Source organism: Desulfuromonas versatilis (assembly GCF_019704135.1).
GTDB lineage: Bacteria > Desulfobacterota > Desulfuromonadia > Desulfuromonadales > NIT-T3 > Desulfuromonas_A > Desulfuromonas_A versatilis.
In genome coordinates, this window is record NZ_AP024355.1 from 4,523,565 (window position 1) to 4,544,229 (window position 20,665).

At 62.0% G+C, this 20,665-nt stretch carries 18 protein-coding genes; 9 read left to right on the top strand and 9 right to left on the bottom strand.

The window, feature by feature from the left end; all coding sequences use genetic code 11:
• Positions 1-42: 42 nt before the first annotated feature.
• The 4 genes from DESUT3_RS20235 (at position 43) to atpE (ending at position 1,694) form a co-directional block, all read left to right on the top strand.
• Positions 43-300 (top strand): AtpZ/AtpI family protein, encoded by a 258-nt coding sequence (locus DESUT3_RS20235; RefSeq protein ID WP_221250305.1) that lies wholly within the window; start codon positions 43-45, stop codon positions 298-300.
• Entirely contained in the window at positions 284-649 is a 366-nt protein-coding gene (locus DESUT3_RS20240; protein ID WP_221250306.1) for an ATP synthase subunit I, read from the top strand. The genes DESUT3_RS20235 and DESUT3_RS20240 overlap by 17 nt, the downstream gene beginning before the upstream one ends.
• Before the next feature lie 19 nt (positions 650-668).
• Complete coding sequence (gene atpB, locus DESUT3_RS20245) at positions 669-1,343, top strand: F0F1 ATP synthase subunit A (RefSeq protein ID WP_221250307.1); 675 nt, start codon at positions 669-671, stop codon at positions 1,341-1,343.
• Positions 1,344-1,427: 84 nt separating this feature from the next.
• The gene (atpE, locus tag DESUT3_RS20250) at positions 1,428-1,694 is read left to right on the top strand and encodes an ATP synthase F0 subunit C (protein WP_221250308.1); all 267 of its coding nucleotides are present in this window, start codon (positions 1,428-1,430) and stop codon (positions 1,692-1,694) included.
• A gap of 101 nt (positions 1,695-1,795) precedes the next feature.
• Here the strand turns inward: atpE and DESUT3_RS20255 are convergent, their stop codons facing one another.
• Positions 1,796-2,026 carry a hypothetical protein gene (locus tag DESUT3_RS20255; RefSeq protein WP_221250309.1) on the bottom strand — a complete coding sequence of 77 codons (231 nt, stop codon included), beginning with the start codon at positions 2,024-2,026 and terminating at the stop codon, positions 1,796-1,798.
• A 515-nt stretch (positions 2,027-2,541) separates the two neighbouring features.
• Between DESUT3_RS20255 and DESUT3_RS20260 the strand changes: the two genes are divergently transcribed.
• On the top strand, positions 2,542-4,392 hold the full coding sequence (locus DESUT3_RS20260) for a cytochrome c3 family protein (protein ID WP_221250310.1): 1,851 nt from the start codon (positions 2,542-2,544) through the stop codon (positions 4,390-4,392).
• Positions 4,393-4,469: 77 nt separating this feature from the next.
• Here the strand turns inward: DESUT3_RS20260 and DESUT3_RS20265 are convergent, their stop codons facing one another.
• Positions 4,470-6,281: a DUF2339 domain-containing protein gene (locus tag DESUT3_RS20265; RefSeq protein ID WP_221250311.1), complete on the bottom strand. Its 1,812-nt coding sequence runs from the start codon at positions 6,279-6,281 to the stop codon at positions 4,470-4,472.
• Positions 6,282-6,808: 527 nt separating this feature from the next.
• Here DESUT3_RS20265 and DESUT3_RS20270 point away from each other — a divergent pair.
• From DESUT3_RS20270 to DESUT3_RS20285, 4 genes are all read left to right on the top strand, one after another.
• Positions 6,809-7,279, top strand: coding sequence for a cytochrome c3 family protein (locus DESUT3_RS20270; protein WP_221250312.1), 471 nt, complete (start codon positions 6,809-6,811; stop codon positions 7,277-7,279).
• A gap of 2 nt (positions 7,280-7,281) precedes the next feature.
• Positions 7,282-8,055 carry a 4Fe-4S dicluster domain-containing protein gene (locus DESUT3_RS20275; protein WP_221250313.1) on the top strand — a complete coding sequence of 258 codons (774 nt, stop codon included), beginning with the start codon at positions 7,282-7,284 and terminating at the stop codon, positions 8,053-8,055.
• 2 nt (positions 8,056-8,057) lie between these two features.
• Positions 8,058-9,338 (top strand): NrfD/PsrC family molybdoenzyme membrane anchor subunit, encoded by a 1,281-nt coding sequence (gene nrfD / locus DESUT3_RS20280; RefSeq protein ID WP_221250314.1) that lies wholly within the window; start codon positions 8,058-8,060, stop codon positions 9,336-9,338.
• 378 nt (positions 9,339-9,716) lie between these two features.
• Positions 9,717-11,171, top strand: a complete 1,455-nt coding sequence (locus tag DESUT3_RS20285) for a NapC/NirT family cytochrome c (RefSeq protein ID WP_221250315.1) — start codon at positions 9,717-9,719, stop codon at positions 11,169-11,171.
• Between the two features lie 280 nt (positions 11,172-11,451).
• Here the strand turns inward: DESUT3_RS20285 and DESUT3_RS20290 are convergent, their stop codons facing one another.
• From DESUT3_RS20290 to DESUT3_RS20320, 7 genes are all read right to left on the bottom strand, one after another.
• On the bottom strand, positions 11,452-12,441 hold the full coding sequence (locus DESUT3_RS20290) for a beta-ketoacyl-ACP synthase III (protein WP_221250316.1): 990 nt from the start codon (positions 12,439-12,441) through the stop codon (positions 11,452-11,454).
• A 100-nt stretch (positions 12,442-12,541) separates the two neighbouring features.
• Positions 12,542-15,031, bottom strand: a complete 2,490-nt coding sequence (locus tag DESUT3_RS20295) for a mechanosensitive ion channel domain-containing protein (protein WP_221250317.1) — start codon at positions 15,029-15,031, stop codon at positions 12,542-12,544.
• A 275-nt stretch (positions 15,032-15,306) separates the two neighbouring features.
• Complete coding sequence (locus DESUT3_RS20300; RefSeq protein ID WP_221250318.1) at positions 15,307-16,350, bottom strand: cytochrome-c peroxidase; 1,044 nt, start codon at positions 16,348-16,350, stop codon at positions 15,307-15,309.
• Between the two features lie 93 nt (positions 16,351-16,443).
• A complete protein-coding gene (locus DESUT3_RS20305) occupies positions 16,444-17,169 on the bottom strand; it encodes an N-formylglutamate amidohydrolase (protein ID WP_221250319.1) in 726 nt (241 codons plus the stop codon).
• Positions 17,159-18,397: a carboxylate-amine ligase gene (locus DESUT3_RS20310; protein WP_221250320.1), complete on the bottom strand. Its 1,239-nt coding sequence runs from the start codon at positions 18,395-18,397 to the stop codon at positions 17,159-17,161. The genes DESUT3_RS20305 and DESUT3_RS20310 overlap by 11 nt, the downstream gene beginning before the upstream one ends.
• Positions 18,394-19,875: a RimK family protein gene (locus tag DESUT3_RS20315; protein WP_221250321.1), complete on the bottom strand. Its 1,482-nt coding sequence runs from the start codon at positions 19,873-19,875 to the stop codon at positions 18,394-18,396. The genes DESUT3_RS20310 and DESUT3_RS20315 overlap by 4 nt, the downstream gene beginning before the upstream one ends.
• Positions 19,876-19,879: 4 nt before the next feature.
• A complete protein-coding gene (locus DESUT3_RS20320; protein ID WP_221250322.1) occupies positions 19,880-20,599 on the bottom strand; it encodes a C39 family peptidase in 720 nt (239 codons plus the stop codon).
• Between the last annotated feature and the right edge of the window lie 66 nt (positions 20,600-20,665).

The following is a 20,665-nucleotide window of genomic DNA, read 5'->3' on the forward strand; positions in this document are numbered from 1 at the left end:
GCGGGTTTTAACCTACAACACTGTATTCTGTATACAATTTCCATGGCCGAAGACAAACGCCAACTCTTCAGATCGCTGGGCTTTCTCTCCAGTGTCGGGATCTCCATGGTGGCGGCTACCTTCATTGGTCTGGCCATGGGCTACTATCTCGACAAATGGCTGGGAACCCACCCCTGGATGACCCTGATCTTCCTCGGGTTCGGGATTGTTTCCGGCTTTCGCAACATTTACATCCTTACCGAGCGCGAGCTGAAGCGCCAACAGAAGGAAAACCAGAAAGACAGTGAAGGAAAAGAATGAAGACCTGCTGGGCGAACTGGCCCGGCGCAACTGGCTCATTCTCGCTGTCCTGGTGCTCGGCAGCCTGGCGTGGCGGTCCATGCCGGTCACCCTCGGGGTTCTCAGCGGTGGCCTGGTTGCGATCGTCGGCTACCAGTGGCTGTTCCGCTCCCTGCGCAGGATGCTGGCCCACCCTTCCCGGGGGGCCGCCAAGAGTTTTCAATTCGGTTATTTCATCCGACTGGGCGCCCTCGGCGCGGCGCTGTTCGTGCTCATCGCCCTGGTCAGGGTCAACCCCATCGGCCTGGCAGTCGGACTCTCGGTGGTTGTCATCAACATCGGCTGGACCACCATAAAGCGATCGATCTGAACGAGGAGGCAGTTTTCCCATGACCCACCCTTTTTTGATCCTTAAGTGGCTCGAAGAACAGCTGCACATGCATATCGGCGAGCACGTGACCTACACCTGGTTCGTCATGCTGGTGCTGATCGCCCTGGCTTTTGCCGCATCACGGGCCGTCAAGGAAGTCCCCAGCGGGCTGCAGAACTTCATGGAAGTGGTGGTCACCGGCGTCGAGAACCTGATCGAGGAGACCATGGGGCCCAAGGGCAAGACCTACTTCCCCCTGATCGCCACCTTTGCCCTGTTCATCCTGGTCTCCAACCTGATCGCCCTGGTGCCCGGCTTCTACCCGCCCACTGCCAACCTGAACACCAACGGCGCCCTGGCCCTGACTGTGTTCATCATGACCCATGTGGTCGGCATCAAAGAACACGGGATCGGCTACATCAAGCACTTCATGGGCCCTATCCTGGTGCTGGCCCCGCTGATGATCATCATCGAGTTCATCGGCCACCTGGCCCGGCCCCTCTCGCTCAGCCTGCGACTTTTCGGCAACATGTACGGCCACGAAATCGTCCTGATGATCTTTTTCGCGCTGGTTCCCTTCCTGCTGCCGGTGCCGATGATGCTGATGGGTGTCCTGGTCGCCTGCATCCAGACCTTCGTCTTCACCCTGCTGGCCATGATCTACATTGCCGGCGCCATAGAGGAAGCGCATTGATATCATTTCGTTTCGCCCCGGCGAAACTCAAGGTCCTATAGCGTATAGGAACAATCAACCACCTGAAACAGAAGGAGTAGGAACATGGAATTTTTCGCTTGGTGTATGATCGCAGCAGGTTTCGGCATGGCAATCGGCTCGTTCGGTACCGGCCTCGGCCAGGGTCTGGCCATCAAGAGCGCCGTTGAAGGCGTTGCTCGCAATCCCGGCGCTTCGGGCAAGATCCTGACCACCATGATGATCGGTCTGGCCATGATCGAGTCCCTGGCCATCTACGTCTTCGTCGTGGCGATGATCATCCTCTTCGCCAACCCCTTCACCGAGCAGGTCCTGCAGCTTGCCGCCAAGTAAGGGCGAAGATCACCGGATAGAAAAAAAGGATGCTGCCCCGCGGGCAGCATCCTTTTTTCTTTTCCTGGCAGGGCACCGCGCAGAAACCGGGCCCGTTTAAACTAGCGCAGGTCGCGGTTGCGAAAGATTCGCATGCATAGCACTCCCAGGATCGACAGACACAGCCCCACACAGACCAGCAGGTAACCAATGCTGCGACCATCACCCCAGCCCCAGAGGTCGCTGCCGGCCATAAACGCGATCAGACCCATTCCGGCAAAAGTCCCCAAGCCACCGATGATAAAGAGGGCAAAGGCGACGATTGCCAGCCCCAGCCCCAGATCCTTGGCCATGTTCTCCTTCCCCTTTCCCGCGCTCCGGGATGGTTCGCGGTGTATTGATCCAGTCAGTGTAGGGCGAGCCCAGGCCCGAAGCAACCCCTTTTTAAGCACTGGCCCCGGCGGCGAGTCGCAAGCAATTTTTTTAAAAAATCAAAACCATGTTTTTTATTTTACATTTTTTTTCCTGCATTCAAGCGACACACCTTCAAACCCCGCAAGCAAGGCGCTGCCTTTCACAGACTTAATGCATTTTGCTTATTGATATATTGTTTTATTTTATTATTCCGCGGGCATGCCACTTCGCACTTAATCACAGATGTTTCTTTTCCGAATTGACAATCATTAATAGCCGTGTTATCCAAGGGTTCCATCTGTATATTAATTGTATACAGTATACGGAAGAGGCCGGGATTCCGTCGTATTGCGAACGTCCACGCCACAGTGATTTTGGCAATGGACAGGCCTGCCACCCAAGATCCTGCGACGGAAATTCCCGCTAACGGGAGTACCTTTCTAGGAGGTGTTAAATGTCGCAGAAGCTTCACCGATTCATCCCCATGCTATTGCTGCTGCTGGCCATTGCGGTTCCGGCTGCAGCAGAAAACGGCGTCGCCATTGACCCGGCGGCCTGTATCGAATGCCACGAGGATTCGATATCCCTGCTCGAGTTCGGCCAATCGGTCCATGGCAAGAACGCCTGCACCAGCTGCCATGTCGAGGTAACCTCTCTGGAGGCCCACGCAGACGGCGAGATCATGCCCGGCCCGGTCAAATGCTCCCGCTGCCACAAGAAAGAGACGGCCGAGCACTATGCCAGCGTGCACATGCTCAACGACGTCAAATGCGCCGACTGCCACTACGACGTCCACACCCACAACTACTGGAAGGGCGACAAGAACAAGATCATCGAAAAGTGCACCACCTGCCACGATGACCACGCCGACTACCTTGACTCGATCCATGGCCAGGCGGTATCTGCCGGCAACATGGACTCGGCCGCCTGCAGCGACTGCCACAACCTGCACGAAATCAAGCCCCTGGGCGACGCCGCTTCCCACGAAAATCGCGATTTCCACACCAAGGTCTGCCTCAATTGCCACGACAACCAGGAGATGATGACACGCAACGGCGTGTTCAACGTCGCGGTCAAGACCTACATGGAGAGCTATCACGGCAAGAACTACCGCCTGGGCTATCCTGAGCTGGTCGCCGGCTGCGCCGACTGCCACACCTCGCACAACGTACGCCCCCACACCGACCCGAAATCGAGCGTCAACCCGGCCAACCTGGTGGAAACCTGCGCCCAGTGCCATGAAAACGCTTCGCCGCTGTTCACCAAGTTCTACAGCCACGGGGAGCACTCGGACCGGGACAAATACCCCATCCTCTACTGGACCTTCATCTGCATGACCGGCCTACTGGTGGGCACCTTCGGGGTCTTCTGGATCCACACCCTGCTCTGGATGTTCCGCGGCTTCGTCGAAAACCGCGAGAAGAAGCTCGCCCTGATGCACGGCGAACACCACGTCATCCCCGAAGCCTACAAAATCTACCGCCGCTTCAACCGCCGCCATGTGGCCCTGCACTTCCTGGTCATCATCAGCTTCCTGCTCCTTTCGCTGACCGGCCTGCCGCTCAAGTTCGCCGACCAGCCCTGGGCCAAGCTGATGATGGACTTCTACGGCGGTGCCCACACCGCAGCCCTGCTCCACCGCGTCGGCGCAGGCATCACCTTCATCTACTTCGCCGGCGCCATCGTGCTGAGCATCCACTTCCTGTTCATCCGCAAGGACCTCCCCGGCAACTGGCTGCTGCGACTGTTCGGACCGGATTCGCTTTGCCCCAACTTCCGCGACATCCGCGATGTCACCGGCATGGTCCGCTGGTTCCTGTTCCGGGGTCCCAAGCCCACCTTCGAGCGCTGGACCTACTGGGAAAAATTCGACTTCATCGCGGTCTTCTGGGGTATGTTTGCCATCGGCGGTTCGGGCCTGATGCTTTGGTTCCCCGAGTTCTTCGGCCTGTTCCTGCCCGGCTGGATGTTCAACGTGGCCACCATCGTCCATTCGGACGAGGCGCTGCTGGCCACCGGCTTCATCTTCACCGTCCACTTCTTCAACACCCACGGACGGCCGGAGAAGTTCCCCATGGACTTCGTCATCTTCAACGGCGAAATCAACAAAGAAGAGTTCATCGAGGAGCGCGGCGACCAGTGGAAGCGCTACCAGGAACTCGGCATCACCGAGGATTTCGTCAAGGAGAAGCCCAGCGGCGTGGTCTACGACTTCTTCTTCAAAACCTTCGGCTTCATCGCTGTGATCATCGGCCTGGCCCTGGTGGTGCTGATGGTCTACGGCTTCATGCACGGCAGTCACTGATTCCTGGCTGCATCGCGTAACAAGAAAGGGCTGCCCCACCGGGCAGCCCTTTCTTGTTTCCCTCTCCCTTATGGCGCCTATCTGCTGGACGCCTCCTCGGCCTGCCGGTTTGCGGCTACCGCCCTGGCCACAGCATCCCCCTTCTGCCAGCGGGAGAGCGCCAGGGAGATCAGCATGGCGGCGACCCCGAAGGAGAAGACGCTCAGAACCAGGGGCACTCCCTGGGCCGCGATCAGATCGAGGAAAAACACCTTCATGGCGCCGACCAGGGTCACCAGGATCGCCACGTTGCGCAGTTCGATGCTGCGCCGGAAATAGGCCAGACTCATCAGCACGATGGCCGCCAGGTTGACGGCCACCGACTGCCCGCAGGTAAAGGCATGGGGGCCGAGACCGCCGGCGGCCTCGAGTCCGTGGTGCAGCCCGATGCGAACCAGGCAATAGCCGTCGACCAGGGCCGCCAACAGCAGCAATACCGCCGAGCGATCCTCAGCATCCAACCGCCGGAAGACCGTTGCTTCTGCTGGCGGATTGCGGCGACACCACGCATGGTGATACAGCGTCACCAGCGCCAACGCCAGCGCGGTCACTCCTCCCGAGACCGAAGGCACTGCCTCGAGGCTGGTAAATACGGCCACCAGCAATGCCAGGCAGCAATATACCTGCAACAGGTAGGAGGTTACCCGCACCCCGCCACTGCCCCAGCGCTGCGCCAGCCGGGCCATGATCATGGCCAAGGGGCTGAGCAGCAGCAGGGAGCCTAGCACATCGCCGGTCACCGCGGGTGAAGCCAACCCGAGCAGCACCGCCCCGGCCCAGAGATAGGCGTTGGTTCCCGGTTTCCCCGGCACCTCGCGAGCTCCCAGCCAGAGGGCCGCCCCCAGGTGTACCAGTGCCAGAAACACACCGAGCAGGCCGACGGCGGTCATGCTCCCGGTACGCAAATTGACCAGGTAGGCGGCTGCGCAAAAGGTCCAGGCCACATTGACCGCCGGGGTCACCAGGTCAAATTTTGAAACCCTGCCCTTGCCGGCCCGCAGAATGCCGAACAGGGAACTGCCAAGGAAAAACAGTCCAAAGAGCATGACCGCCGGCAGGAACCAGCCTGCGGCCAGGTCCGGCGGGGCGCTGGCGCGCTTGCTGATGATCACCCCCAGCTTCAGCCCCCAGGCGACCAGCATGACGATGGTGACCACCAGCAATGTCCAGCGAAGCCAGGAACACCTCTTAAGAAAGGAAGCCCATAGGCCCAGAAGGTTGGCCGCAAGCAGGGTCGCCGTCAAGGCGACGAAGGAGGGATTGGGATAATCCAGGGCCACCCCCGCAAAGCACAGCCCGAAGGTCCCGACCAGAATCGGCAGGGCCAGTCTATGAAGATAGCTGATCAGGGCCATCCCCGCCCCGGTCGCCAGCACCATGACGTAGGCGGGAACCGAGGGCAGGGATTCGAAACGCTCGTGGGTTTCCACCACGATGATATACATGAGGATTCCGCCACAGAGGGTGAACACCGGCGCCAACGGGCTCTTGCGGCCGTACTGGTACCAGCCTGTGAACATCAGGGCACCGGCATACACCATACCGAGCAACGACCCGACCTGTTTGTCGATGAGATCACTGTCGGTCACCGTGCGCAGGGCCAGGGCGACTACGAGCAGGAAACAAAGGGTGGAAAGCCGGGGCAGAAGCGCGGAACGCCCTACCCAGGACAGGATTTCTTCCGAAGCATCCTCCTCGGGACGGCCGGCGGCCGCATTGCCCGCACGCCCCGCCGGAGCGGTCCCCAATTGCCTTCCGGCAGCCAAATCTTCGACCTTTGCGGTCAGGGTCCGCAGCTGCGCCTCGAGAGCCTCGATTCTCTCCTCAAGCTTTCGTGTCCGCTCCTCCATGCAACCTCCCGACCAGCAACGGACGCCTTCCCGGCATACCCCTCACGAGGGTCTTCATGCCCTGACAGGTCCGTCAAACATTTATTCAGTTGGGCATCTTACCCCCCGGGGGGGTGTGGGATGTGGTCTTGAAAATGTCCCCCCTTCAAAATATAACTGCTTTTTATTTTTTTCCAAAAGATTTTTTTCCCCTTTCCCTGGGAGAACCAGAACCGTCGGTCAGATCCACGGCGGGCCGCGGCCCCTGACACTGCGGATCGAGGCCATGCAGGCGTTGAAAGATCGTTCCAGGGGTAGCATTCAGCAAGAATCTTGCTATAGTTTCCCCTCATAAGGGCAATACCGCAATTCCGGCCCCGGGCCGAAGCTCCCAACTGGTCGAGAACTATAGAATTTCTGGCCTAACAGCCTGAAAGTCACGGTGGCGGGCCGCGCCTCTGCATGCCAACCTCAGATTGACAACGCCAAAATAAACTGTTAAAACCAAAAAACGTTGTTCTATTATTTTTCTTTCAAGGGAGCGTAATGTGAAAAATCATGTCTGGCGGCCGCTGTTCGTGGTCATTGGGCTGGTGGTGATCATCCTGCTCATCAGGATGGCGTACGTCCCGGCCGATTTCGGCGTTGGGGAACGCGGGTACATGTACGGGTTCCACCGCCAGGGCAACGAGCAGGAGTGGAAGGAGTTCCAGGTCAAATACCGGGGGGCGGCTTACTGCGCAGAGTGCCACGAGGAAAACTCGTCGGAGATTTCCGCCTCCGGCCACGGGCGCATCCAATGTGAAAACTGCCATGGCGCGGCCTTCGGCCATCCAGAGGACCCTGAGTCGCTGGCCATTGACCGCAGCCGCGAGCTCTGCCTGCGCTGCCACGCGGCCCTGGTCACCCCTTCCAGCGGCCGCGCCCAGTTGCCGGGCATCGACGCTACTCAACACAACCCCGGGATGGAATGCAGTGAATGCCACAACCCCCACAATCCCAGCCTGGAGGAGATGTAACGATGAAGAGGCGCGATTTCCTGAAAAATTCGCTGGTATTCGTCTCCGGAGCCTCGGTTTGCGCTTCCGCGCTGGAGTTTCTAGATCCCCGCGAAGTCCTTGCCGCCAACCCCGAGGTGCGCTGGGCCTTTCTGGTAAACACCCACAAATGCGTCGGCTGCGGATTCTGCGTCAAGGCGTGCAAAATCGAAAACGAGGTCCCCTTCGAGGCCAACGTGACCCGGACCTGGGTCGAGCGCTATGTGATCAAAAGGGATGGCGAGGTGGTGATGGACTCCCCCAAGGGGGCGCGGGACGGATTCACCTCCAAGGAGCTGGACCAGGGGGCGTCGGGCATGCGGCGCATCCCCGACGAGGAGATTTCCCAGGCCTTTTTCGTGCCCAAACTCTGCAATCAATGCCAGAACCCGCCATGCGTCCAGGTCTGCCCGGTCGGGGCCACCTACCAGACCGGCGATGGGGTCGTGCTCGTCGATCGCAGCTGGTGCATCGGTTGCGGCTACTGCATCATGGGCTGCCCCTACGGCGTGCGTTTCTTCCACCCCGTGGAGAAGGTGGCCGAGAAATGCAACTTCTGCTACCACCGCATCACCAAGGGTATGAATACCGCCTGCGTTGACGCCTGCCCCTTCGGCGCCCGCCTGATCGGAAACCTCCGGGATCCCGACGACCCCGTGGCCAAGGCCGTCATGACCCAGCGAGTCGGCGTCCTGCGCGACGAATACGGAACCAAGCCCCATGTCTTCTACATCGGGCTGAACAAGGAGGTGAGGTAGCCATGGTACACGGTGAATTCTGGACCATTAAGGACCTGTTTGTCCTGCCCAACGAATACGTCTACTGGTCGATCCAGATCGTGCTGTATCCCTACATGACAGGCCTGGTTGCGGGGGCCTTCGTGCTCTCCTCCCTCTACCACGTGTTCGGCGTGGAGAAGCTCAAGCAGATCGCCCGCTTTGCGCTGGTATTCTCCTTCGCCCTGCTGCCGGTGGCGATGATGCCGCTGATGATGCACCTGCAGCAGCCGCTGCGCGGCACCAATGTGCTCATGACGCCCCATTTCACCTCGGCGATCTCGGCCTTCGGCATCGTGTTCATGACCTACGCATGCATCGTCGGCGCCGAAATCTGGTTCGTCTACCGCAAGTTCATCGTCGACTCGATTCACCGCCTGCAAGCAAAGAGCAGCCGCGGACCCGGCGAAAGCCTGCTGCTGCTGATCTACAAGGTGATTTCGCTGGGAGCCATGGACCTCAGCAAAGAGGCCCTGGAGGCCGACCACAAGGCGGTCAAGTTCCTGGCCGGCCTCGGCATTCCCGTCGCCTGCTTCCTGCACGGCTACGCAGGGTTCATCTTCGGCTCGGTCAAGGCCAACGCCCTGTGGATGACGCCGCTGATGCCGGTCATTTTCATCTGCTCCGCGGTGGTCTCGGGGATCGCCCTGTGCATCATCAGCTATGCGGTCTTCATGGAACTGCGCAAATGGGCGGCGCGCAGGAACAAGCACTATTTCCTCCCCGACGCCCTCGCCCACGGAAGCTCGGCGGTGGACCCCGAGCACCTGCGCAGCGTTCAGGGCCACGAGGTCAAGATGACCTCCAAATACCTGCTGATTTTCATGACCCTGGCGATCACCCTGGAGCTGCTCGACATCATTTTCCGCGGCTATACGGCGGTCAAATCCTGGGACATCCTGCGCGACGTGATCTACGAGCATGATTTCGTAAAAATCTTTGTCCTTCAGTACGGCATCGGCAACGTGCTGCCGTTTCTGATGCTGCTGGCGCCACGCCTGACGACCCGCCGGGCGGCCCTGGCCTGCCTGCTGGTGCTGTTCGGCGTGCTGATGATGCGCTGGAACGTGGTCATCGGGGGGCAGGCCTTCTCGCTCACCTTTGCCGGGTTCATGCATTACCACCTGCCGATCATCCCCCACGACATGGAGACCTTCAAGGAAGGGCTCGGCGGGGCCCTGCTGGTGGTCAGCACCCCGTTTATCATCTTCTATTTCCTGAACATGATTTTTCCGGCCTTTCTCGAGGAAAAAGAAGCCCACTGACCTCCCTGCCGCCCCCCCGGGGCCTCCTCCAAAGTGAGGAGGCCCCTTTTCTTGGGCTCCGCCGCCAGCCCCAGCCACCAACGGCCCGCTGATGCCCCAGGCCTCCCGCGTCCGACCATGGTCCGTGGGAGAAATTAGCCCGATTTTATCTTTTTGGATTTGACAAAACAGCGTTATCGGTGATAATAAGCGTGCTTTACTGACTGGCTGCTGGATTAAGCAACAGAATTTGCGCTTCACGGAACACCTGTTCCGCCTTCCCTCACTGGTTTCTTCAGCAAATGCTGCCCCGGTCCCGCCGCCGGCAGTCCGCTTGCCGTCATCCACTGCACCTGAAGCCGCACCATTCCAAAAAAGAACAGAAAAGGGACAAGTCAAATGAAAAGCTTAACGGACATTCTCGGCGCGTTTACCCGGGGCATCGCGCGAAGCAGGGTTTCCTTGATCGGTGCCATGATGGTCACCGTCATCACCCCGTTCCTGCTCGGGGCCATTTTCTACGACCTGATCTGGCACATCGGCAACACCTATGTCGCCGCGATCATTTACATGGTCCTGGGTCCGGCGTTCATCGGCGGCCTGGTGCTGGTGTTCCTCGGGCTGTTTTTCTTCAAAGGCAGGGAGGAGGTACGCCTCTTCACCCTGGAGTACCTGCGCGACTACTTCAACGACCCCTCGAAGTTCAGCAAGATGCGCAAGCTGGTCTTTTTCGCAGTCTTCCTGTCCTGCATCAACCTGTTCGTCATGGGGCTTCTCGCTTACCGCGGCTACCACTACATGGAATCGGTCGGCTTCTGTGGCCAGTTTTGTCATACCGTGATGAACCCCGAACACACTGCCTACAGCAACTCGCCCCACTCCCGCGTGGCCTGCGTTGAGTGCCACATCGGTGCCGGCGCGACCTGGTTCGTGAAATCGAAAATCTCCGGCGCCCGCCAGTTGTTCGCGGTGGCCCTGGACACCTATCCGCGTCCCATCCAGGTCCCGGTGCACGGCCTGCGCCCGGCGCGGGAAACCTGCGAGGAATGCCACCGGCCCGAGAAGTTCCACGGCGAAAAGCTGGTGGTCAGGGACAAGTTCCGCGAAGACGAGGCCAACACCCACGTGCAGACCGTGCTGCTGATGAAGATCGGCTCCGCCGGCGACCGCGCCAAGAGTTCCCACGGCATCCACTGGCACGTGGCACCGGAAAACCGGATCACCTACAAGGCCTCGGATCACAGCCGCATGGTCATCCCCGAGGTCACCCTGCACAAGCAGGACGGCACCCAGGTGGTCTTCAGATCCGATGATGCCGATGATCTGTTGGCCGAGGCCGGCGAACATGGCGAGGTGCGGGAAATGGACTGCATCGACTGCCACAACCGCCCCACCCACATCTATCTGCCCGCGGACGTGGCGGTCGACAACAAGATCCTCTCCGGCGAGATCGCCCAGGAGCTCCCCTTCATCAAGAAGATGGCCATGGAAGTGGTGACCCGGGAATACGCCTCCCAGGAAGAGGCCAAATCGGCTATCGCCACTGATCTGAACAACTATTACCAGAAGAACTATCCCGACTTGGTGCAGCAGAAGCAGGCGGTTCTGGAAAGGTCCATCGCCGCGGTACAGGCGGCGTATGCCGAAAACGTCTTCCCCGAGATGAACATCAAATGGGGAACCTACACCAACCACATCGGCCACATGGAAGACGGGGGCTGCTTCCGCTGCCACGATGAAAGCCACGAGTCCCCCGGCGGCGAAGTGGTCTCCCAGGATTGCGACACCTGCCACACCATCCTCGCCGAGGAAGAGGAGAATCCCGAAGTTCTCGACCTCCTGCGGGGCCAGTAATTCCAAAGCAAAAGCCCACCGGCGCGAGCCGGTGGGCTTTTTTCTTGCCAACGAAAAAGACCCTTCGCCAGTTTCGCGAGGGGTCTTTTCAGGTCAGCCGGAAGCTTATCGAGCCCGGCTTCTCCACCCTGCGGAGCAGGGCGACGATTGCCCCCGTTTCGGGGGCCAGGCAACCTATGTCTTTATGTATGCGGCTATGACTTAGGTTCCTCCTTTCTCTTTGCTTTACATTGTAACCCCGCCGAGCCGAAAGGCAAGCCCTGGGGATAGTTTTCCCGGTTCAGCAGCGCATCAGCCCGGCTGCCCAGGTAAAGCCACCGCCGAAGGTGACCATCGCCACCAGGTTGCCTGGCTGAAGCACCCCGCTTCGCCGCGCTTCGTCGAAGGCAATGGGAATGGAGGCCGCGGAAGTGTTGCCATAACGTTCGACGTTGACGTAGACCCGTTCCTGGGGCATGTCGAAACGCTTGGACACCGCTTCAATGATGCGCAGGTTGGCTTGATGGGGGATCAGCAGGTCGATATCCCCGGCGGCAATCCCTGCTTCTTCAAGCACTCGGGTCAGCGCCTCGGTCATGGAGGTTACGGCATGGCGGAAAACCTCGCGCCCGTTCATGACGATGGAATTGAGCCGTTCCCGGACATTTTCCGGAGTCGGCGGATTGAGGCTGCCGCAACCGGGATTGTACAGCAGGCCGGAGTAGGCGCCGTCGCTGCGCAGGTAGCAGTGGAGCAGCCCCCGTTCGCCGTCGGAAGGCCCGAGAACGACAGCCCCGGCCCCGTCGCCGAACAGCACGCAGGTGTCCCGGTCCTCCCAGTTGACCATGGAGGTCAGTACATCGCCACCGATCACCAGGGCGCGTCGGTAACCGGCCGTAGTCATCAGGCCCTGGGCTACCTGCAGGCTGTAGAGGAACCCCGAACAGGCCGCCGAAAGGTCGAAGGCGGTGGCCCTGCGCGCCCCCAGCCGGTCCTGCACCAGGCAGGCGGTGGCGGGAAATTTCATGTCTCCGGTGACCGTCCCGACAATGATCAGGTCGATCTCCTCGGCCGCCACCCCGGCATCGGCCAGGGCTCTCTGGGCGGCCGCGGTGGCCAGTTCCGAAAGGCCGACGCCCGGCTCGACGATGCGGCGCTCCCGGATGCCGGTCCGGGAGAGAATCCACTGATCGGTAGTGTCAACCATTTTTTCCAGGTCAGCGTTGGTCAGGACCTTCTCTGGAACCGCCCGCCCTGAGCCCAGAACCATGACCTGAGGCTTTTTTGTCATCCGTATCCTCCCCGCTTCGATTGGCTTCGCATCGGGGCAGGATAACACTTTCCGCACCACGGCTCAAGCAGAGGCGCATCGATCCGGCTTCGCCGGGGAATCAGTCTTCCCTAGCCTCGGGCTCCTCGCCGCCGTCGGTCTCGGTGAACCTTGGCACCACCTCTTTCTCCTCCTCCGCGGCGACACCGGTCCGGGGAGTCTTGCCTCCCGCCCCCCAGGAGCGGGCCAGCAGCGCCTCGTCCACCGAGCGCAGATGCAGGTCGCGCTGGGGAAAGGGGATTTCCACCTGGCCATCGCGGAACCCCTGGTCGATAGCCTGGTTGAGCTCGCTGATGATGCGCAGGCGCCTGTTGATGTCGGTGACCCATACCCGCAGCTCGAAATCCAGGGAACTGTCCCCGAAACCCTTGAAAATCGGCGAAGGGGCAGGCTCCGAGAGCACGTCGGGATGCTGCACCGCCACTTCTTTGAGGATACTCAACACCAGCTTGACGTTGCTCCCGTAGGCCACCCCGACGGGAAGAACCAGGCGGGCAACTTGGGTCGAAAGGGTCCAGTTGGTGACTTTCTCGGAAATCAGTTGAGAATTGGGGACGATGATTTCCGACTGATCCAGGGTTTCCACGATGGTGGAACGCAGCCCGATTTTGCGCACCCTGCCCCACTCGCTGTCGAGAACGATCATGTCTCCCACCTTGATGGGCCGCTCGAAGAGCAGGATGATGCCGCTGATGAAATTATTGACGATGTTTTGCAGGCCAAAGCCGATACCGATCCCGAAGGCCCCGGCGAGGACCGCGAAGTTTCTCAGCTCGAAACCGGCCAGGCTCATCGCCAGCAGAAAGCCGATAAAGACCAGCGAATAGTGGAGCAGTTTCTTGATCGCGTCGCGAACCCCCCGGTCAAATTCCCGCCGCGGGAAAATCTGCGTGTCCAGCACCGCCCTGATGAACCAGGAAAACACGATGGAGAAATACAGTACCACCCCAACCCAGAAGAGCATCTCCAGCGAAATGTTGATTTCGCCAACGGCAAAACCCAGTCCCAGCAGCACTTTCCAGGCCTGGGCCGCCGAATCGAAAAGCCCCCAGACCACCAGCAGGTAGAGCAGCGCCAGGCCGATGAGGACCGCCTCGAGAACCCCCTGCAGACGCCTGGTGAGCTCCGCCCCGAAGCGGCGAAAAAACGGCCTTTCCGCGACCCGGGGATGGGTCAGCAGGAACTCGATCCCCCCTCTGCCGAGACGAATCGCCATGTAGGTGAAAAGAGCCAGGAACACCGTCCCTACGGAAGCCTCGATCAGTCGGGATGCCAGCAAGTTGAAGCCGGCGCACTGGGCGACCAGGGACAAACCGAGGATCAGGGCTCCGGCCTGCAGGACCTGGGCAAACCACCCACCCCGGCCCTGGTGAGCCCGCCTCTGGCGCATCGCCAACCAGAGCAGCAGGGGAATACCCAACAGCGAGAGCAGGGCGAGGTAGATCCGGTAAAGAGGCTGGGGAAAGGAGATGATCTGCAGGCCGAGGGAGAGCACCACCAGGAATGCCAACAGATAGACCATGAAGATCTTGCGGGGATTGCGCAGCAGTCCGGCCACCAGCACCGACGCGGCCAGCGCCCCCAGGACGCCGGAGAACAGCCGCCAGAGCGCCGGCGGGCTCGAGTAGAGGGGGTTCAGGGCCGCCTGGGCGACAAAGATCCCCGTCGCCCAGGGATGGCGGGTGATAAACTGCCACTCGGGGGTAACATCCGGCCGGCGCCGATGGCGGATGATCAGCGGCGAGAGGGTCAGCACAATCAGCACCTGCATCGCCAGAAGCCATCCGTTTTCCTGCCAGAACAGCCGGTCCACCGGGCGCACCCGCAGAACCCCGGCTTTCACCGCCGCCCAGAGTTCGGCAGTGAACTGGCGGTAGAAATCGCGGTCGGCGAAGGAGGGCGAGGTTTTCTTAAAGGTCTGACCGCGCAGTGCATTGAGGTGACCGCTGATGATGTTGAGGCGGTCGAGGGCTCGTGCCTGCACGTCGATGATTTCTTTCTGCAGTCCCACCAGCGGGGCGTTGCTCTCGGCGAGCCCCTTCTGGGCCTGGGCTATGAGCTTGCCGGCTTCGCTGAAGGCCTCGAGCGAAAACTCCTGCTCTAAAGCCTGCAGCTGAGCCTTCCATTCCTGCCAGAACTTCTCCTTGCCGAGCCAATCCTTGCGCAGCTGCTCCATTTCGGCAAGGCGCCGGGAGAGATCGTCGAGGACCTTGCCGATGGCATCCCGCTGCTCCACCAAATCGCCGCGCACTTCCTGCAGGCGGTCGAAGCTCCACCCGGCCGGATCACCGGTGTCGGTCATCCGCTTGCCGATCTCCTGCTGGCGCTGCTCAAGGGCCTGGAGCTGTCTCCGAAACTCGGCGGAGTCGCGGATCTGCGCCAGGCGCAACTCGAGATTCAGCCCCTGCTCCCGCAGTTGGGCCAGCCGGGGGATGACCTCGACCACCCCCGGAAGGGCTGCCGCCTCAGGCCCTTGGGCGACGGGCTCCTGGGCAAAGGCGGCGGCGCCAATCACCACCAGGCTCCACAGGGTCAACAACAGCTGAGCCATGGCCCCTCCTTGGAGAAAAAAACCTTTCAATGTAATTCTGAAACATCACGGCAGGTTGTCAATGCGGCCCGCTGAGACCGGCTCGGCAAACCCGTGGGGATCGCGCAAAGGATCGGCCTTTCCCGTTCGTGGAAGAAACCTCGAGCGGGCTGCCTCGCTGGGCCTGCGCACCCAACTGCTCAGCGACAAGGAAGGACTCTGGGAAGCATTGGCTGAATTGCTGCAAAGGAGGCAACGTGCCCGGCAAGTCGCCGGGCACGCTGCGGACGAAGAGGTCAGGAACCCAGCTCGGGGCGGGGGGTTGCGATGCGCTGAGCGGGAAGAACCGGATGCAGCACCTGGGGCTGCTCGCCGGTAAGGGCGTCCAGGAATTCCGCCAGATGGTCGATTTGACCCTGGTCCAACTTGATCCCCAGCTGGGCCGATCCCATGATCGTCACCGCGTCACGCAGGCTCCATACTTTTCCCGAGTGGAAGTAGGGTGGGCTGAGGGCCACGTTGCGCAGGGAGGGTGAACGAAAGACATACTGGTCGCTGGCGGTATTGGTGACCTTGAAGCGGCCGGGATCGTCCTTGGGCAGGATTTCGCCGCCGGGGTTTTCCACGACACCAAACGGAAAATACCCGTTGCCGCCGACGTTCACTCCATTGTGGCAGCTGCCGCAGCCCTTGTTCATGAACAGCCCCAGCCCCTCCAGCTGTGAGGCGGACAGGGCCTTGGCATCCCCCCGCAGATAGCGATCGAAGGGGGCGTTGGGGGTGATCAGGGTCGCCTCGAAGGCCTCGATGGCCATGGCCATATTGTCAAAGGTTACCGGCTCGGCCTCCTTGGCGAAGACCTTTTTGAACACGGCGACGTACTCCGGCAGGCTCTTGAGAGTGGCGACCACCTGCTCCGGGGTGTTGTTCATCTCCACCGAGGCCTGAACCGGCCCCTTGGCCTGCTCGGCCAGGTCCTTGGCCCTGCCGTCCCAGAACTGGGCGGTGTTGAATACCGCGTTGAAGGTCGTCGGCGCGTTGCGCGGCCCCTTTTGCCAGCCATGCCCCACCGAAGTTTCCTGCAGGTCGACCCCGGCCAACCCTACGTTGTGGCAGGTCTGGCAGCTGATCAGCCCGGAGGCCGAAAGGCGGGGTTCGAAGTACAGCATCCTGCCGAGCTCCACCTTCTCTGGGGAGGCCGGGTTGTCCTTGAGCGCCGGAGGAGAGGTCGGCAAGGGTTTGAACATCCCCTGCGCCCGGGTCAGCAGATCCGTTTCGCTCCAGGCGCTCGCCGCAATCAGCACCACTCCGGTCATCACCGCAAGAATCCGTCCTCGCATTACCTGCCTCCCTGGGTTGAGTTGATGGACGTGAGCCCCCTGGCCGCTTGCCGGGGGCTCGGCAGGTTAAAAATATCTCACGGCGACTGATTGTCAAGACACTCTGCGCTTCCTCACCTCCAGCACCCCGACGAGGGTGTGCAGCAGCCCCTCCTGGAGCTGTTCCCAAAGTGGGCCGTCGAGTACCGGGATGCGCTGGTTGACCTCCAGCTCGATCCCCAGGTAGCGATCCGGGGGCAGGTTCCGCCGCAGATGGGTGACCAGGGCGTCGGAAGCCCCCCGGTAGGGGTAGTTGCGCCGCACCCGCCAGCCGCCGGCCAGTTCGGCCAACTGCTGCTGCCAGGCCAGGCAGAATTCGCGCTCCAGGGGGCGGCGCGGATCGTAGAGCAGGCCGAGATCGGCGTTGCGCAGCCTGCCGTGCAATTCGGGGGTGAAGGAATGGATCGAGAGGTGCAGACAGCCCCCCGCCCCGGCAAGTTCGCCGGCGAGCCGCTCCACCCGCCGCCGGTAGGGATGGTAGTAGCGCTCGAGCAGCTTTTCACGCTCGGTCTCCGCCAGAGGCTTGGTGATGAAGCTGAAAAGCGTGGGGCTGTGCCGGGAGCGGTTCAAATCGACCAGCAGTCGGGTCACCTCGGCGGCCGCCAGCGGGGCGCCCAGCCCCTCGGCCAGCCTCCGGGCCAGGGGCAGGATGCCGATGTCGTAACCACGGTGGGTCTGCAGCAGCGCCTGGTGGCCGGCAAACAGCTGGCGGTACTCGCCCGGGACCTGGTTGCCGCCGTGTTCACAGCTGATCAACAGCGAGAAGGGTTCAGGGGACAAAGGGCCTCCCATTGGCCAGGTTGTCGCAGAGCCGGCGGTAGATATCATTGATGCGCTGCGCCTTAGGCTCGGGGCCGAGCGCGGACAGGATCCGCCGGCTCAGGGTGCCGTGCTCGAAGATGACCGAGAGGGCGGCCAGCTCCTCGCGGGTCTGTTCGCCGCCGAGCAGGGTTTCGGCCAGGTGCCGCCACAGCTCGCCGGCGCGGCAGCGCTCCCGCTCGAGACCGAAGCAGGCCAGGTAGCGGCCGTCCTCGATGATCGCCCCCTCCCCGTCGCGGATGGCACCGAGCAGGATCGGCTCCAGGGCCTCTACCGGCCAGCCCTGCTGGTCGGCCAGGCTGCACCAGCGCTCGGCGGCCAGCGCCTTGAGCACCTCGATGATCAGGGTGATGATCGCCAGGTCGAGCTGGGGGCACTCCTGCACGTCGAGCACCCGAATCTCGATGGTGTTGCGCTCGAAGCGGGCGATGGCGCCCCGCGAATTGAGCCACTCGTCCTGCAGCACCCCCTGGGGGTCGTGGCTGGCGATGTCGCGGTACATGGTCTCGAGGATGACGCGCTGGTAGTCGGCCTGGTTGAAGACCGGCTCGGGGATCACCCGCCCGGTCACCGAGGGGATCAGCGCCTGGTTCAGCCGGTAGACCTCCAGCCGGTTGTCGATCAGCCCGGTGGGGCGGCCGTCCATGACCGGAGAGGAGGCAGCCAGCGCCGGCAGGATCGGCAGCACCAGGCGCACCGCCGCATGCAGCACCGCGAACTCCCGGTCATCGGCGAAGGGGAGGTTGAGATGGGCGCTCTGCAGGTTGGCCCAGCCGTGCCCCCGGCAGCCGAAGATGCGGTTGTAGGCCTCGTAGATGGGGCCGTTTTCGTGGGGCCACAGACGCATCTCCTGGAACGGGTCCATCCAGGGGTGCATGGCCGAGGGCATCAGCCGTCCGCCGTGGGGTTCGAGCAGAGAGTTGATGCGCCGGGCGTGCTCGGCGAAGATCTCCCCCAACCCTGCCAGACTGGCGGCGGGCCCGTTGGTCTTGAGCTCGATGACGTGCAGCACCAGTTCGTTGGACCAGCGCAGAGGGCCGACCTCGATCTCGTTGAGCACCTCGCCGGCGCCGTCGCGCAGCACCCGGTCCGCTACCGGCAGCACCCGCAGCCCATCGCGCTCGACGATCATGTACTCGAGTTCCACCCCAAAGCCTTGGAACAGGTGAAGGATCTCCCCCTCTTTCATGCCTGGGCCCTTTCCTTGCGTTCGCTGATGCGCCGCAGAATCGTCTCCATGATCCCCAGGTAGAGCCGCTCCTTGAGCACCTGGTCCTCGATCCCGGCGTCGATATTGGGGTTGTCGTTGACCTCGATGACGTAGACCTTGTCCCCCACCTGCTTGAGATCGACCCCGTAGAGACCGTCGCCGATGAGATTGGCCGCCTTGAGCGCGGTGCGCAACACCGCCTCGGGCACCTGCTCCAGCGCCAGGGTGTCGGCACGCCCCTCGTCGCTCTTGACCCCGCGGCTGTCGCGCTTGAGGATCTGCCAGTGCTTCTTCGCCATGTGGTAGCGGCAGGCGAACAGCGGCATCCGGTCGAAGACCCCGATCCGCCAGTCGAAGGGGGTGGGCAGAAATTCCTGGGCGATGACCAGTTCGGATTTTTCCAGCAGCCTGGCCACCGCCTCCTTCAACTCGGCTTCGGTCTCGACCTTGACCACCCCCTGGGAGAAGGAGCTGTCGGGCTGCTTGAGGATGCAGGGGAGCCCCAGACTGCCCACCACCTGCCTGCGGTTCTCGCGGTGGACGATGAGGGTCCTGGGGGTGGCCAGCCGGTTGCGCTCCAGCAGTTCGGCGAGAAACACCTTGTTGGTGCACCTGAGGATCGACTCGGGATCGTCGACCACCACCAGCCCCTCGGCCGCGGCGCGCCGGGCGAAGCGGTAGGTGTGATGGTTGACGTTGGTGGTCTCGCGGATGAACAGGGCGTCGAACTCGGCAAGCCGGCCGATGTCCTCCTTCTCGATCAGCTCGGAGCTCATCCCCAGGGACTCGGCGGCGCGCACGAAGCGCTGCAGGGCCTTTTCGTTGGAGGGTGGCTCGGCCTCCCCGGGGGCCACCAGGATGGCCAGGTCGTAGCGGGCGGCGGCCTTTCTGGCGGCGCTGCCGCGTTTGCCGGCGAAGAAGGCCTGGGCGGTCCCGCTGACGAAGTCGCGATGCTCCTCGGGGATTTCGCTGGCGGCCACCGGGCCGAGGGTGGCCAGCTGCCACTTTCCCGATTTGGCGTTGCGGCTGAACTGGGCGCGCAGGAAGGGGGCGGCGAACAGGCTGAACAGGCGACCGGCCAGCCGGTCGTAGCGCTTGGCCAGGTTGCGGCCGAAATAGATGCTGAGCACGAAATCCTTCGACAACAGCGGCGCCAGGCTTTTCTGGATCAGCTCGTCGAGGTCCTCGGAGACGATGCGGATCACCGACTGGCTCTTGAAATCCTGCAGCACCGTGACGCTCGGCATCGGCTTGTGGCCGCGGGCGGTGGCCAGCAGCGAGACATAGTAGCCGACGCTCTGGTAGCGGTAGGAGCGGCAGAGGTTGAAAACCCGGGCGCGGCGCATCTCGGTGTAGCGCGGATCGGTGAGGTAGGTGCGGGCCGGCACCACCTCCACCCCCGGGATCTGCATCAGCCAGGCGTCGGCGGCATCGGCCACCAGCAGCGGCACGGGCATCAGGCTATTCCTTTCCGCCCCCGGCGGGGGGCTGGATGATCAGCAGGTTGGCGTCGTAGGTCAGCACGCCGAGCAGGATGGAGCAGATGACGCGCTCGATGTTGACGGCGTACTTCTGGGTTTCGGCCACGGGGTTGGGGATCAGCGGGTCGGCGACCAGCACCCTGCGCTCGGCCCGGTCGTAGCCGCGCAGCACCACGAAATGCCCCGAGGGGACCCCGCGGATGTCGTCGTAGTCGCAGTTGGGGCCGTACTCACGGGCGCTGCGGTACAGGTAGGTGGCGCTCAGCCCGGTGATGATGGGAACCGCCCGGTTGAGATAGCGGCGGATCAAAGCCGGATTCAGATCCTCGAAGCGCAGCTTGCCGCCGCGGCCGAGAAATTCGATATAAGCCTTCGAGGCCAGGTGCAGCTTGGCGTCCTCCTTGAAGCGCATCTGTGCTTCAAGGCGCTCCTGCAGCGCCTGCGGGTCCAGGTGCATCCAGGTGGGATCGAACAGCTGCAGCTTGTAGCTGTAGATGGTGGCGCGGTAACCGCGGCGCAGGGCGTGGCAGCCGAGCAACACCGCCAGAGTGCCCCCCTCCTGGAGCATCGGCACCTCGGCGATGACCCGGTCGAGGGGCATCTCGTCGTTGAAATAGCGGTAGACGGCGTGCAGGCAGGTCGGACCGCAGGTCGTTTCATCGGGTTGGGGGAGGATCTGCAGCGGCAGGCGGGTCAGCATGGGGACTACTCTCCGGGGGTGCAAGCCAAGGGTCCGCAGGACAGTGCGTCGCGATTGCCAAGTCCT

Bases quoted from the DNA above. Each gene is read 5' to 3' on its own strand.
- DESUT3_RS20235 (WP_221250305.1), top strand. From the start codon at position 43: ATGGCCGAAGACAAACGCCAACTCTTCAGATCGCTGGGCTTTCTCTCC.
- atpB (WP_221250307.1), top strand. From the start codon at position 669: ATGACCCACCCTTTTTTGATCCTTAAGTGGCTCGAAGAACAGCTGCAC.
- atpE (WP_221250308.1), top strand. From the start codon at position 1,428: ATGGAATTTTTCGCTTGGTGTATGATCGCAGCAGGTTTCGGCATGGCA.
- DESUT3_RS20255 (WP_221250309.1), bottom strand. From the start codon at position 2,026: ATGGCCAAGGATCTGGGGCTGGGGCTGGCAATCGTCGCCTTTGCCCTC.
- DESUT3_RS20260 (WP_221250310.1), top strand. From the start codon at position 2,542: ATGTCGCAGAAGCTTCACCGATTCATCCCCATGCTATTGCTGCTGCTG.
- DESUT3_RS20265 (WP_221250311.1), bottom strand. From the start codon at position 6,281: ATGGAGGAGCGGACACGAAAGCTTGAGGAGAGAATCGAGGCTCTCGAG.
- DESUT3_RS20275 (WP_221250313.1), top strand. From the start codon at position 7,282: ATGAAGAGGCGCGATTTCCTGAAAAATTCGCTGGTATTCGTCTCCGGA.
- nrfD (WP_221250314.1), top strand. From the start codon at position 8,058: ATGGTACACGGTGAATTCTGGACCATTAAGGACCTGTTTGTCCTGCCC.
- DESUT3_RS20285 (WP_221250315.1), top strand. From the start codon at position 9,717: ATGAAAAGCTTAACGGACATTCTCGGCGCGTTTACCCGGGGCATCGCG.
- DESUT3_RS20290 (WP_221250316.1), bottom strand. From the start codon at position 12,441: ATGACAAAAAAGCCTCAGGTCATGGTTCTGGGCTCAGGGCGGGCGGTT.
- DESUT3_RS20295 (WP_221250317.1), bottom strand. From the start codon at position 15,031: ATGGCTCAGCTGTTGTTGACCCTGTGGAGCCTGGTGGTGATTGGCGCC.
- DESUT3_RS20300 (WP_221250318.1), bottom strand. From the start codon at position 16,350: ATGCGAGGACGGATTCTTGCGGTGATGACCGGAGTGGTGCTGATTGCG.
- DESUT3_RS20310 (WP_221250320.1), bottom strand. From the start codon at position 18,397: ATGAAAGAGGGGGAGATCCTTCACCTGTTCCAAGGCTTTGGGGTGGAA.
- DESUT3_RS20315 (WP_221250321.1), bottom strand. From the start codon at position 19,875: ATGCCCGTGCCGCTGCTGGTGGCCGATGCCGCCGACGCCTGGCTGATG.
- DESUT3_RS20320 (WP_221250322.1), bottom strand. From the start codon at position 20,599: ATGCTGACCCGCCTGCCGCTGCAGATCCTCCCCCAACCCGATGAAACG.